This is a genomic window from Flavobacterium sp. (assembly GCF_036741995.1).
Lineage (GTDB): Bacteria > Bacteroidota > Bacteroidia > Flavobacteriales > Flavobacteriaceae > Flavobacterium.
The window spans coordinates 1-13,002 of sequence record NZ_DAINRG010000005.1; the positions used below are offsets into that span (position 1 = coordinate 1).

General features: G+C 33.0%; 12 protein-coding genes. 2 read left to right on the top strand and 10 right to left on the bottom strand.

What is annotated here, in order from left to right; translation table 11 throughout:
* A partial coding sequence (locus V7D82_RS03480; protein ID WP_333599647.1) for a tRNA-dihydrouridine synthase occupies nt 1–137 on the bottom strand: 137 nt, incomplete at its 3' end.
* A gap of 131 nt (nt 138–268) precedes the next feature.
* Here V7D82_RS03480 and lepA point away from each other — a divergent pair.
* Together lepA and thiL are read left to right on the top strand one after the other, a co-directional pair.
* Nucleotides 269–2,065, top strand: coding sequence for a translation elongation factor 4 (lepA, locus tag V7D82_RS03485; RefSeq protein ID WP_333599583.1), 1,797 nt, complete (start codon nt 269–271; stop codon nt 2,063–2,065).
* A gap of 111 nt (nt 2,066–2,176) precedes the next feature.
* Entirely contained in the window at nt 2,177–3,223 is a 1,047-nt protein-coding gene (thiL, locus tag V7D82_RS03490; protein WP_333599584.1) for a thiamine-phosphate kinase, read from the top strand.
* A gap of 187 nt (nt 3,224–3,410) precedes the next feature.
* On the opposite strand, the gene V7D82_RS03495 is transcribed toward thiL, so the two are convergent.
* The 9 genes from V7D82_RS03495 to V7D82_RS03535 all read right to left on the bottom strand — a co-directional run bounded on the left by V7D82_RS03495 (nt 3,411) and on the right by V7D82_RS03535 (nt 12,954).
* Nucleotides 3,411–4,076: a response regulator gene (locus V7D82_RS03495; protein WP_333599585.1), complete on the bottom strand. Its 666-nt coding sequence runs from the start codon at nt 4,074–4,076 to the stop codon at nt 3,411–3,413.
* Nucleotides 4,073–6,118, bottom strand: a complete 2,046-nt coding sequence (locus V7D82_RS03500) for a tetratricopeptide repeat-containing sensor histidine kinase (protein WP_333599586.1) — start codon at nt 6,116–6,118, stop codon at nt 4,073–4,075. Before V7D82_RS03500 ends, V7D82_RS03495 begins: the two co-directional genes overlap by 4 nt.
* A 92-nt stretch (nt 6,119–6,210) precedes the next feature.
* Nucleotides 6,211–6,399: a hypothetical protein gene (locus V7D82_RS03505; RefSeq protein WP_333599587.1), complete on the bottom strand. Its 189-nt coding sequence runs from the start codon at nt 6,397–6,399 to the stop codon at nt 6,211–6,213.
* 343 nt (nt 6,400–6,742) lie between these two features.
* Nucleotides 6,743–8,770, bottom strand: a complete 2,028-nt coding sequence (locus V7D82_RS03510; protein ID WP_333599588.1) for a tetratricopeptide repeat-containing sensor histidine kinase — start codon at nt 8,768–8,770, stop codon at nt 6,743–6,745.
* Nucleotides 8,771–8,830: 60 nt separating this feature from the next.
* Nucleotides 8,831–9,220: a hypothetical protein gene (locus V7D82_RS03515; protein WP_333599589.1), complete on the bottom strand. Its 390-nt coding sequence runs from the start codon at nt 9,218–9,220 to the stop codon at nt 8,831–8,833.
* A 320-nt stretch (nt 9,221–9,540) separates the two neighbouring features.
* Nucleotides 9,541–10,290: a hypothetical protein gene (locus V7D82_RS03520; protein ID WP_333599590.1), complete on the bottom strand. Its 750-nt coding sequence runs from the start codon at nt 10,288–10,290 to the stop codon at nt 9,541–9,543.
* 287 nt (nt 10,291–10,577) lie between these two features.
* A complete protein-coding gene (locus V7D82_RS03525; protein ID WP_333599591.1) occupies nt 10,578–10,940 on the bottom strand; it encodes a hypothetical protein in 363 nt (120 codons plus the stop codon).
* Between the two features lie 443 nt (nt 10,941–11,383).
* The gene (locus V7D82_RS03530) at nt 11,384–12,040 is read right to left on the bottom strand and encodes a response regulator (protein WP_333599592.1); all 657 of its coding nucleotides are present in this window, start codon (nt 12,038–12,040) and stop codon (nt 11,384–11,386) included.
* A gap of 32 nt (nt 12,041–12,072) precedes the next feature.
* Nucleotides 12,073–12,954, bottom strand: coding sequence for a LytR/AlgR family response regulator transcription factor (locus V7D82_RS03535; protein WP_333599593.1), 882 nt, complete (start codon nt 12,952–12,954; stop codon nt 12,073–12,075).
* Between the last annotated feature and the right edge of the window lie 48 nt (nt 12,955–13,002).

Consider the following 13,002-nt stretch of genomic DNA (forward strand, 5'->3'; position numbering starts at 1 on the left):
GAAGAGATAAATTCCGAGTACATCAAGTCGGCCCCGTGCAACTTACACAATCTGCGGAACGGCGGATCGCTCACGTCTTCCATGGGTGCAAGTAACAAAGGGGAATCCGGTAATATGATGTTGCCGATTTTTGGCATGCTGTAATTTTTTGGCAAAAATACTAAATTTTGTTGGTTTGAGCTTCCAATCCTTTTAAATCAAAACTTTGCCTTATATTTGCCGATTAAACGCACGCGCGTTTTTGCCCAAAAATTGACAGACACAGAAGATGAAGCATATTAGAAATTTTTGCATTATTGCACACATTGACCACGGAAAAAGTACGCTTGCGGACCGATTGCTTGGTGCCACTCAAACCGTTACCGCTCGTGAAGAAAAAGCCCAATTGCTTGACAATATGGACTTGGAGCGTGAGCGTGGGATTACGATTAAGAGTCACGCCATTCAGATGGAATACAAATACAAAGGCGAAGATTATATCCTAAACCTTATTGATACTCCCGGGCACGTGGATTTTTCATATGAAGTTTCCCGTTCTATTGCGGCTTGCGAAGGGGCTTTGTTGATTGTAGATGCGGCGCAAAGCATACAAGCACAAACGATTTCTAACTTGTATTTGGCTTTAGAAAATGACTTGGAAATCATTCCGGTATTGAATAAAGTGGATTTGCCAAGTGCCAATCCGGAAGAAGTTAGTGACGATATCATTGATTTATTAGGATGCAAATTAGAAGATATCATTCATGCTTCGGGGAAAACCGGTTTTGGTGTGGAAAATATTTTGGCAGCCATTATTGAAAAAATTCCGGCACCAAAAGGCATTAAAGACGAACCTTTACAGGCATTAATTTTCGATTCCCATTACAATCCTTTCCGAGGGATTGAAGTTATTTTCCGTGTGAAAAACGGCGAAATCAAAAAAGGGCAAAAAATCAAGTTTATGGCTACCGGCAATGAATATTTTGCGGATGAAGTCGGAACGTTGAAGTTAAACCAAGTGCCAAAGAATGTTATTTCTACAGGCGATGTTGGCTATTTAATATCAGGAATTAAAGAGGCGAAAGAAGTAAAAGTAGGTGACACAATTACTGATGCTAAAACGCCGACAACGAATATGATTACAGGATTTGAAGATGTAAAACCCATGGTTTTCGCCGGAATTTATCCTGTTGACACCGAAGATTATGAAGATTTGCGTTCTTCCATGGAGAAACTGCAGTTGAATGATGCTTCTTTGGTGTTTTTACCCGAGAGTTCAGCCGCTTTAGGTTTTGGTTTCCGTTGCGGATTCTTAGGAATGTTGCACATGGAGATTATTCAGGAGCGATTAGAGCGAGAGTTCGATATGACTGTAATTACTACGGTTCCGAACGTTTCTTATTTGGCGTATACCAAAAAAGAACCGGAAGTGGGGTTAGTGGTCAACAATCCGTCTGATTTGCCGGAACCATCCAAATTGGATCGAGTTGAAGAGCCTTATATCAAAGCCACCATCATTACCAAAGCGGATTATGTTGGAAATGTAATGAGTTTGTGTATTGAAAAAAGAGGTGTTATTACCAATCAAACCTATTTGACAACAGAAAGAGTAGAATTGAACTTTGATATGCCTTTGGCGGAAATTGTATTCGATTTTTACGATAGATTGAAAACAGTTTCTAAGGGTTATGCGTCTTTTGACTATTCCCCAATTGGAATGCGAGCGTCTAAATTAGTAAAATTAGATGTTTTATTAAATGCCCAATCGGTAGATGCGCTTTCGGCTTTGATTCATGAGAGTAATGCGTATCATATTGGTAAAAAAATGTGTGAAAAACTGCGTGAATTAATTCCAAGACAGCAATTTGACATTCCGATTCAGGCGGCTATTGGTGCGAAAATCATTGCGCGTGAAACGATAAAAGCGTTACGAAAAGACGTTACCGCCAAATGTTATGGTGGTGATATTTCGCGTAAAAGAAAATTGTTGGAAAAACAGAAAAAAGGAAAGAAACGTATGCGTTTAGTTGGGAATGTAGAAATTCCGCAGGAAGCGTTTATGGCGGTTCTTAAGCTGAACGATTAAAAGTACGAAGTTTAAAGAGATAGAGAAACCCAATGGCGAAAGTTGTTGGGTTTTTTTGTTGGAATAAACCTTAGAACCTTAGTATCTTTGCGCCTTAGAACCTTAGAAAAAATGTTAGAAGATAAAACTCCGCAGCGCACTTCACTTTCTCAATTGGGCGAATTTGGTTTGATTGACCATTTGACCAAAAACTTTGATGTCAAACAGCCATCGACTTTAAAAAGTATAGGTGATGATGCCGCTGTTTTGGATTTTAAAGACAAAAAAGTAGTGGTTTCAACCGACTTGTTGATTGAAGGAGTTCACTTTGATTTGTCGTATATGCCGTTGCGTCATTTGGGCTATAAAGCCGTTGTGGTGAATGTTTCGGATATTTGTGCTATGAATGCCAAAGCCACGCAAATAACGGTTTCTGTGGCGGTTTCTAATCGTTTTCCGCTGGAAGCTTTGGAAGAACTGTTTGACGGGATTGCCTTGGCAGCCAAATTTTATAATGTGGATGTCATTGGTGGTGATACTACTTCTTCGCAAAAAGGATTGATAATTTCAATAACCGCTATTGGTGAAGCCAATGAAGAGGAGATTATATACAGAAATGGCGCTAAAGATGGGGATTTATTAGTGGTTACCGGCGATTTAGGTTCGGCGTATATGGGATTGCAGGTTTTGGAGCGCGAAAAGCAAGTGTTTCAGGTGAATCCGAATAATCAACCTGATTTGGATGCCTACACTTATTTAATTGAAAGACAATTAAAGCCGGAAGCGCGTCATGATATCAAGACTTTGTTAGAAAAACTGGAAGTAAAACCGACTTCGATGATTGATATATCGGATGGATTGTCTTCGGAGATTATTCATATTTGCAAACAAAGTAAAGTGGGTTGTAATTTATACGAAGAAAAAATTCCGGTAGATCCTCAGTTTATCAATGTTTGCGAAGAATTTAATATAGATTCTACCACTGTTGCCATCAATGGTGGCGAAGATTATGAGTTGCTGTTTACCATTGCTTTAGAAGACTTTGATAAGATAAAAGCCAATCCAAATTTTACCGTTATTGGGCATTTAACGCAAGAAAGCGAAGGTGTTCACCTGATAACCCGAGCGAATACTAAAATTCCTTTGAAAGCCCGTGGCTGGGATGCTTTAGAGGCATAAAAAAAGCGATACCCGAAAGTATCGCTTCCCCCTAAGTCTTGTAAATCAAGTGGTAATTTTTGAGTTGTACTACCTCTTTTTGAATCTACAAATACTAACCCTGAAATCATTCAGCTAAATTAGTCATTGTAGGTAAGCATGCAATTACGGTTTCCCGCATATTTCGTTACGGTTTCCCGTAAAATCGTTAAATGACACCTTTATTCTTGGCTTCATTGATTAAATCGATGTCGCTTCCGCCTTTTACTTCCAATATTTCACGGATGTTTAGTTTGCGTTTTTCGACAGCGCTCAAAGAAAGCGGAATGTATTGTGGTAAATCTTTGGTTTTCACGCCTTTGGATAAATGGAACAAGATTTGTTTGTCGAAAACATCTAGTTCAATGTTGTTGTATTGTGCCTGACCCACTAATTTGATTACGGTTTGACTGTAGTAGCTTTCGTTTTTGATGATTTTATCGAAAGCAAAAAGCAGTTCGTCAAAGGTCAAATCGTTTTTGATGATTAATCCGCTTGGATTAATATTCTTGATGATATTATTGATTTTGAGTAATTCGGTATGCATGGTAAGCAAAATCACTTTGCAATTGGGCATTTCCGTTTTTATGAGCATGGCCAAATCTTCGCCGGAATAGATTCCTTTTTCAGCATATTCGGGCATGCTGATGTCAAAAAAAGCAATGTCAAAGGGTTTGGGTTGGTCAACAATATTTTCATAACCGCTTTTGCAGTTGTTGGCTTGCGTTATAGTAAATTCAATGCCTTGTTGGCTGTACTTATTGATAGCATTTTTGTAGGCTTCGATGATAAAAGGATGATCATCTACGATTAAAATGTTGATTGGGCTTGTCATTCGTGTTCTACAATTAGTTGTTTTGATTCAATTGGTAATGTGATTACAATTTTTGTTCCTTCGTTTTTCTTAGAGCTGATGTCGATGATTCCCAGGCAATCGTGCGTTCGGGATATCATGTTTTGCATACCAATGCCTTTGCTTTTTCGGGTAACATCAAATCCAATTCCGTCGTCTTGGATTTTCAAATATACATTTTCTTTATCACCTTTTATTTCTACGCTAATGTTTTTGGCGTTAGCATATTTGTTGATGTTTTGCAAACCTTCCTGCAAAATGCGATACATGTTGATTTTAATGGCATTGGCTACTTTATCCCAGACTACATCATTGTCAATAGAATAGTTCAAATTAGCTTCGTGGGATGTTTTTTGCTCTTCGAGTAAATTATGAACGATGGAAACAAAGTTATTAATTAAAACTTGTTTTTCTCTATTCAAATCATGGGAAATTTCACGAATGTCCTGCTCGATGGTTTTTAATTCATTGAGCAGCTCAAGTCTTCTTTGAGCCGATTCGGTATCGGTATTTGAGTTTAAGCTATCTAGATTTAATCGAAGGCCAAACATTCTGCCTAATACCCCATCGTGAAGGTCTTGTGCCAAGCGTTTCTTTTCTTTGTTTCGGCTTTCGTCTATAATGGCCTGTTGTGACATCATGAGGTTATAGATGTCTTCATTGGCTTTTTGTTGGGCCTGTTTGTATAACAACTCTCTTGTTCTGGCGCGCTGGGCTCTTACCACAAATAATAATACCACTACTATAAACGAGACGACAAAGACATAGAGCAGGGTTCTGTTTTTTTCGACCAGATCGTCTTTTTCCTGAATGATTTCGTCGGTTTCGAGTTTAATACGATTAAAACGATCTCTAGATTTTCTTTCGGCTAATTGGAGACTGTCACTTAATGTTATATATTTTCTTGTATAATTTGAAGAGTTTTTTCTATCAACATTTGATAATTGTTGTAAGGACAATAATACTGCCGAAGGGGTTTTCGATTGTGTAGAAAGATTATAAGCTAGTTTAGCAAATTTTTGAGATTTTAAGGTATCTCTTTGAATAAAATAAAATTCAGAAAGATGGATTTGACTTAGAACTATTGGAGAAGCAGTTTTTATACTGTCTCTAATTTTTAAAGCTTCAAAAAATTTCTTGGGTAACTCTTTATAATTTCTAATTTTAAAATTAGAATATGCAAGATTATCGGTTAAGTTGGCATAAAGTTCAGGGAAGGAGTTTCTGATTTCTTTATCTTTTAAACCATTTTTGAAATTGATAATAGCTTGCTTGTGGTTGTTTAGGTTTTGGTAAGTATATCCTAAATTATTATATAGAATTGATTTTCTATGTGTGTTTTCATTTAAATTATATTCATTAACAATGTTTAGAGCTTCATTATAATAATAAATTGCTTTGTCGTGATCTTTTAGTTCATCTGAAACATTTCCTAATGAATTTAAAACTTCATAGATTTTCGTTTTGTCAGTGGAATTTCTCAAAATATTTAAAGCTGTCCTAAATGCTAATTCAGCTCCTAAATAATCACCGGTATTATAAAGGACATTTCCTTTATTAAGTAAAACATTGGCATAATTTAAATTATCTTTTGTTTTAAAATAAAGTTTTTCGGCCTTTGAATAATAGTAAAAAGAACTATCAAAAATCCTTTCGTTTTTATAATAATATGCTTTAAACCTAAAACCGATTCCCAAATTAACACTGTCTTTGGCTTTACTAGATTTTTCGATTAAAGTATTAGAGGATGTTCTAAGGTATTCAAAGTCATTTATATAAAAATATTCAAAAATTATACTTGAAATATTATCTCTATTCTTCTTTGTGTTTGCTTGAGATTTTGATATATCAAAGGCTTTGTCTAGTAGGGCTTTTTTTTTATACGTTGTAAGTTTGTTGTTTTTTAAAGTGGATAAAATAATTTCGAGGTCTTGATTGTTTTTTTTTCTAGGAATATTATCCGACTTCTCCCGCTTGTTGCAGGAATAAGAAATAAACAATAATATATAAAATAGGTATTTCAATGAAGATTGAGTTTTTTCAAAAATACTAAATTTTTTATAAAAAAAAACTACCGATATTATCGGTAGTTTTTTAGATATGGTTTAAATGTTTTTTATGGTTGAATAGGATCTTGTTGTCTTCCACCAATTGAGAAAGGTTGAATAGGATCTTGTTGTCTTCCACCAATTGAGAAAGGTTGAATAGGATCTTGCTGTCTTCCACCAATTTCATTTGGAGTTGTGAATGACGTGACAATGAGCATAAGAGCTAATAATCCGAATGTTGTTGCTAATTTTTTCATAATTTGAGACTTTTTATTGTTAATGTTTTGTTTCGATTTTGTGGTGTGTGCCTTAGTTGTTGATTTGAGGCTATTGCACTTTCACGATGTAAAACTAAAAAGGATGTCTCTGTTAAGTCCTATATATAGAGGTGTTTATGGTAGAATGACCTCGTTTGATAGTAAATGAGGGTCAAATGCGAGTGGATGGTTTTTGGGAATTTAGACATTAATTAATGTCATTTAGAAACAATACTAATTTAGTATGATTGCTTTTTAAAATTTAAATTCTAAAAAAATATTGTTTTTGAAAGATGTGGTTCTAATTTGTAAAGCCTGGGATTAAAACTACATAGGTTGAATTCTAAACAGGAATGGCAATATTGATAGAAGTACTTTTATTAGGTGAAGAATTGATGGCAAACTTTCCCCCAAGTGCTTTCACTCGATATTTCATGTTTTGAATTCCGATGCCGTTTAGATTTGCTCCATTTTTAAAACCAATTCCATTGTCAGTTATTGAAAGGCATATATTATTGTTGTCAAATGTAAAACTAACTATTGCGTTTTTTGCTTTTGAATATTTATGAATATTGTAACATGCTTCCTGGATGATCCGATACAAATTCATTTTTACCTCACTTGATATTGAATTCCAATCAATGTCTTTATCTACTTCCAATTCATAATTAATTTCACAAGTATTATTTTTATCCATTATAAGATCTTGCAATAATTGAATATAACTATTTGATTTTTGAAATATATTTGTGTTCATATCATGAGCAATACTTCTGATTTCTTGTTCAATCTGATGTATAGATGCAATTTGTGCTAAGTACTTTTGAATTGCATCAGTATCATTTTTATTTACTAATGTCGAAAGATTAAGACGTGCACTGGCAAGCTTATTCATTATGCCGTCATGAAGCTCTAATCCAATACGTTTTTTTTCCTTTTGTCTTACCTCTTCTTCCTTCGTTTTTTGTGTAAGCATTAGTTGGTAGACTTTTTCATTAGCAGTTTGTTCTGATTGATAAAGTTGTAGTTCTTTTTGTTTAGCTCGTTGGTGATTAATAATCAATATTAAAACAACGATTAATAATATAAATATAGCAATATTAACAATAACCCATTTTTGATGTATAGCTTTATCTTTTTCTTGAGTTATTTCATCAGTTTCTAACTGGATTTTATAATATTGATTTCTTGCATTCCTTTCAGAGAAAATAAGGCTATCATTTTTTTCGTGATATTCCTTGATATATTGAGAGGCTTTTTGACTATTGATATATCCAGCATTACTTAACGCTGTTAAATAGTAATAAGGGGCTTTAGCTTCTTTGCTAAATTTTAAAGCTTTCTCAGCAAATATTCGTGCATTTAAAATGTCTTTTTTTTTAAAATAAAATTGAGATAAATATAGATAACTGACTGCACATTCATTTTTTACATTTAAACTATCTAATAGTTTTGCTGACTTGTAAAATAAATAAGGCAGTTTACTTTCTTGATTTAATTGTAGGTAACAGTAGCCTAAATTATTTAATAGAATTGAATACAAAACCGGGTCTTTCGTAAATAGTCTTTTTTTAGTTAAAGCCTTTTTGAAATAAAATATAGCTATATTATACTTTTTTTGTTCTCTATATGCATTACCAATATTGTTGAGACAGGAACTTATTAGACAGCTATTAGGTTTATCCGGAATTTTATATTTTACAGCTAAAGTTTGAGCTTGTTTTAGGAAAGAGATAGCTTTATTGTACTGTTTTAAATCATGATATACATTCCCCAAATTAATTAAGCATTGATATGTTTCAAAAGTTTCCTTGCTGTTTTTAAAATATTTATAGGCTTTTTTTGTAGATAATTCGCTAGCCAAATAATCATCAACTGAATATTGAATAAAAGCTAAATTTAAATAAACTTTGTTTAATCCATAATGGTCTTTTGTTTTTAAATATAACTTCTCAGATTTTAAATAATTATAAAAGGCATTATCATATTTTAAAAAGTTTTTAAAATATATTCCTTTATATCTATAATATCTTGCTAATCCTAATGTATCCTTAGCGTCTACACTTTTTTGAAAATAAATTTTTGAAATTTTTTTATAGCTGTCCCATTTTTTTGTGTTTAGGTAGTTGTAAACTATAATATTAAGAAACTCCCTGTACAAACTGTCATTTTTATTCAAGTCAATAAAAGATAAAGCTTTGTCGTTGTATTTTATCCTTTGGTCAAAAGCCAAAGTATCATCATTCGCCAAGTCAAGATATTTTTGAATGGAGTCATTAGTAGCCGTCTCAGTTTTATCTTTTGTAGTTTTAGCACAACTACCTAAAAAAACGACTAGGATAAAACAACAACAACGTAAAATTTTAATCATCAAATTAAGTTTAGTTAAAAATAAAGTGAGTTCTAACGGTAAAGTTAAAACTCACTTTTGTTAATCCTGTTTTATAGTCATCACTATATCCTCATCGAATCTATACTCTCCTTTCTTATAAATTTCTTTGTTGGAGAGTGTAATTTCGTACGCATAAATGCCTTTGGGCACCATTAGCAAACATTCTTTTCCATCTTTTGGAATGACAAGTTCTTTTTTAATCTCATCTCCTTCCTCGTTTTTGCCCACTAATTTGAATGTTATCTTTTCGGTGAGTTTGTTTTTCACACACAAACTTTCAATTACGGTACTATTTCCTTTTGATTTAGAAACCTTAAGTATGGATAAACCACTTAAGAGCATTTCACCACCTTTAATTGCATTTTCAAGATCAGATTGTCCAGAAATAAGCAAAGGGAATAGGAAAGCAACAATGGTAATTTTTTTCAATTTCATAATCTATGAAAAATTCATGAATAAGAAACTAGTTTAAAATTTTTTCGAAAAACAAATAAATTCCTAATGATAATATTATAGTAGTAATTAATTGTACTATAAAAAACAAATTTGAACGCTTTCCTTTAGGGATTATCATAACTCCAAACAGAGTAATAATTGTGGTTAAAATTGCATTTTCTTTGTTTAATTTATTGCCCGATATTTTTGATAATAGTATCAAAGTAGATACCGAAACTATAAAATGTAATGCAAAAAGAAGTATTTTTTTCATATTTAAATTTTATTAAAAGTTTCTCATAGTTAAACAAATTCTAATAAAAAAGATGGTAAACACCATATGCAGCAGAAGCTCCTAAACCACCAGCTAGACATGCAACACCTAATGCTCCCCAGCCAAAGGGACCGGCAATCAATAACCCAACACCATATCTTATACCGCCGGCAACAGCTCCACCTAAATCTGTAGCCGCTGCTCCACCAACTGAGCCGCCTCGAGCACTATTGTTTTCAAATGGATGAGCCATCCAAAACATTACAGAATATCTTGATATTGAGCACATAGATAATAAAAATTCACGATCGTTTTTATCATAGGCATCTACTCTCGTCTCAATTTGAATCATCCTTTCTTTAAATTCATTGAAATCCATGCCTTTATCAACATTATTAAGCAAATCTAAAATTTGTATTAGATTTTCTTTGACATCATTAGAAATTTCTTTTTTTTCGTTGTATGTATTAATTGTTTCTTCTGTTAAAGGTGATTTTGAAAATTCAAATTCTCCATTTTCATTTTGTAACTTACAATCATAAACTAATCTGGTAAAACCATTACAGTCATAGCCGATTTGGTGAATTGTTTTGGTTGTACTTCTTATAGGGTCTTTTTTAAACAATTCTAAATTCTCTCTTTCTTCAAGAATTTTTGCTAAACCTTCATTGTGTGCTTTTCCAATATAATCAAATTCGTTTTCTGAATTTGAAGCATCAAATTTTTCTTGACAGAAAGAAAGATGACCGAATAATACTGTGGCGATTAAGCCAAATACTAATTTTTTCATATTTTTGTAAATAATTTTTAATTATTGCAGTCCTGTTTTGTGTCCTCGAAAACATATAAAAGCAGGGCTGCTTTTTTTTGGTTGGTTTGGTCTTGCTTTCCGTTTAATAACAAACCTCTAAAATAAACAGAAAAATAGCATTTTTTTCAATATAAAAAACATTTATACTGTGTCACATTATGGGGGTAAGCCACTTTTTTACCTAAATTGTTTTATTTGAATTAATTGTTTTTTGAAATTTTGATTTGATTAGTAGAATTTTATTCCTTAATCAAAAAAACCTAATTTTATTTTATTATGGCTATTAACTCGTCCTGTATTTTTTTTGTTTCTTCTGCAATTACAGAATAGTAAGTCGTTATTGCGCTAGTAAGAGTTTTAGTAAGAGTTCCATTAGAAACTGAGAAGGAAAATATAAGAGAGATTAGGCATTTATCATCTTTGTTTTTTTCTGTCTTTGATGAAATTTCATCTAGTATTTTGGGGGAGTTTTCTTCAAGGTCTTTTATACTGTCAAACCTGTATGTGGTTACTTCATTATCTGATGTTATTGATAGATACGCAGATTCTATTCTTTCATTATTTTCTTGAGCATTTCCATTAAATGAAAATAAAAATGTGGCTGTAAAGACAAATAATAAATTTTTCATGACTCAGTATATAGTTTAAATTATTACAGCCCCGCTTAGTGTCGTCCAAAACATAAAAGCTGGGGCTGCTTTTTTGGTTGTTTAAGTGTTTTAATATCTGTCTAATAACAAACCTCAAAATAAACAGATGAAATTCCATTAATTTTGTCTTCAAAATACCACTTCTGAAAGACATCATACTTGAGAGGGTAAGTCTCCTTTTTTACCGAATTCTGTAGTTTTAATTTTTCGATAGAGTAAAATTAAAAGGATACTATTACATTTTAGTACACAAAAAGTGTATATTATGTTAAAATTTAAAAGTAGGACGAAAGTCTTTTTTTTAGATTTAGTTATTAAAATACAGACAGATGCAAAATAATAGGTTTGTTGAAGACACAATATGCATTTGCATATATTAGTTGTGACTGAAAGAATAGAATAATGATGTTAAACGTACACAATCAAATCAATCCTTGTTTTCGGGCTTCTCTTAGAATATCTTCATCAGTTCCTTTTTCAATGCCAAAATATTGTTTGATAATTGCTTTTCTTTTGTCAATAGCGCTTTTGGATAGGTTTAGACGTTCTGAAAGACTCTTAGTCTGTATTCCTTGAGCGAGTAAGATGATGATTTGTCTATTATAATTATCCAGATACTTTGTAGAAGGAACTAAGTCTGTTTTTAGATTTTTCACAGAAATACTATGATAAGTATCCCCTTTTACTATTGTGTCAAAAGCAATTAAAAACTCATCCGATAAGAAATCGCTTTTCACTAATAAACCATCCGGATTACATTCTTTTAAAATACGATATAAAACAAGTGATTCTGCGTGAGAGGTCAACACCATAACTTTGGTGTTCGGTAAATATTTTTTGACCAAAATCACCAAATCTTCTCCTGAATTTATACCTTTCTCTGGATAAGGCGGTAATGTAATGTCCACCATAACAATGTCGAACGGAATTTTGGTGGTTGTGATAATTTTATAAGCTATTTCACAACTAAATGCTGTGGTTGTATTTAGGTCATAACCATATGGGTTTAAAGTCAAAATCGACTTATAACCTTCAATAATCGGCGGATGATCATCAATCATTAATACCTTTACCTCCATACAAAAGTTTTGGTAAATGTATTATTTTTCGTCTAAATTTCCAAATAGTTACCTCCGGCGATGCGATTGATAATCAAATCGACATTGTCTTTATAGGATTTGGAGAACGGAAGTTTGGTTGTAGAGTTTTTGATGTAACATACGGTGTTTCCGGTGTGAATACGGGAAACTTGGTCAACATTGATGATGTAACTGTTATGGATGCGTAAAAATTGTGATTCCGGTAAAACGGTTTCAAAGTGTTTCAGGGTTTTGAATGCTGTAATCATTTCGCCATTGTTCAAATGAATATCCGTAGAGTTGTTATCGGCTTCGAAATAGAGAATGTCATTGGAATCAATGTAACGGTAATCGCCATAGGACTTGATGCAAATGATAAGTGACTTTTTTTGAATAACAAAAGGATTGTCAGCTACCGCAACGGTTTTTACGGTAACATCGTGTTCGGTTTCTGCTTCGAGTGTTTCTGTTACTGTTTCGTCTAAAACTTCAAAGGTTGCCGCCGGATTTTTGACTTCCAAATGTGGCAAATCCGATTTTATGGCGCGGTCAAATTTCAGAATGGCTTTTCTAAAATCGTTGATGTCTAAAGGTTTCAGTAAATAATCAATCACTTCATATTTGAGCGCATCATAGGCCAATTCTTTCTTGGAAGTGGTAATGATAATCTTAGGAACTACGGTTAAATAGCGGTACAATTCGTTGATAAGCGAAAGGGAAAGATTGCTCTTTTTGTCAGAAGGATCAATTTCTAGAAATACTAAATGCGGTTGGTGCTCCAGGATTAAATTCACGCCTTCATCATAGCTAGCAGCTGTGCCAACGTAAGACAAATTGCGAAAACGCTCAGCAATAGCCTGAGTTTTCGTGACATCGTCTTGATTGTCATCAATGATAATAAAGGTGTGACTCATGAACGCTTTTCCGTTGATTTAGGGAAAGCATCATTAGGTAAAAGGAAC

Coding starts and splice junctions, on each gene's coding strand:
- lepA (WP_333599583.1), top strand. CDS start 269: ATGAAGCATATTAGAAATTTTTGCATTATTGCACACATTGACCACGGA.
- thiL (WP_333599584.1), top strand. CDS start 2,177: ATGTTAGAAGATAAAACTCCGCAGCGCACTTCACTTTCTCAATTGGGC.
- V7D82_RS03495 (WP_333599585.1), bottom strand. CDS start 4,076: ATGACAAGCCCAATCAACATTTTAATCGTAGATGATCATCCTTTTATC.
- V7D82_RS03505 (WP_333599587.1), bottom strand. CDS start 6,399: ATGAAAAAATTAGCAACAACATTCGGATTATTAGCTCTTATGCTCATT.
- V7D82_RS03510 (WP_333599588.1), bottom strand. CDS start 8,770: ATGATTAAAATTTTACGTTGTTGTTGTTTTATCCTAGTCGTTTTTTTA.
- V7D82_RS03520 (WP_333599590.1), bottom strand. CDS start 10,290: ATGAAAAAATTAGTATTTGGCTTAATCGCCACAGTATTATTCGGTCAT.
- V7D82_RS03525 (WP_333599591.1), bottom strand. CDS start 10,940: ATGAAAAATTTATTATTTGTCTTTACAGCCACATTTTTATTTTCATTT.
- V7D82_RS03530 (WP_333599592.1), bottom strand. CDS start 12,040: ATGGAGGTAAAGGTATTAATGATTGATGATCATCCGCCGATTATTGAA.
- V7D82_RS03535 (WP_333599593.1), bottom strand. CDS start 12,954: ATGAGTCACACCTTTATTATCATTGATGACAATCAAGACGATGTCACG.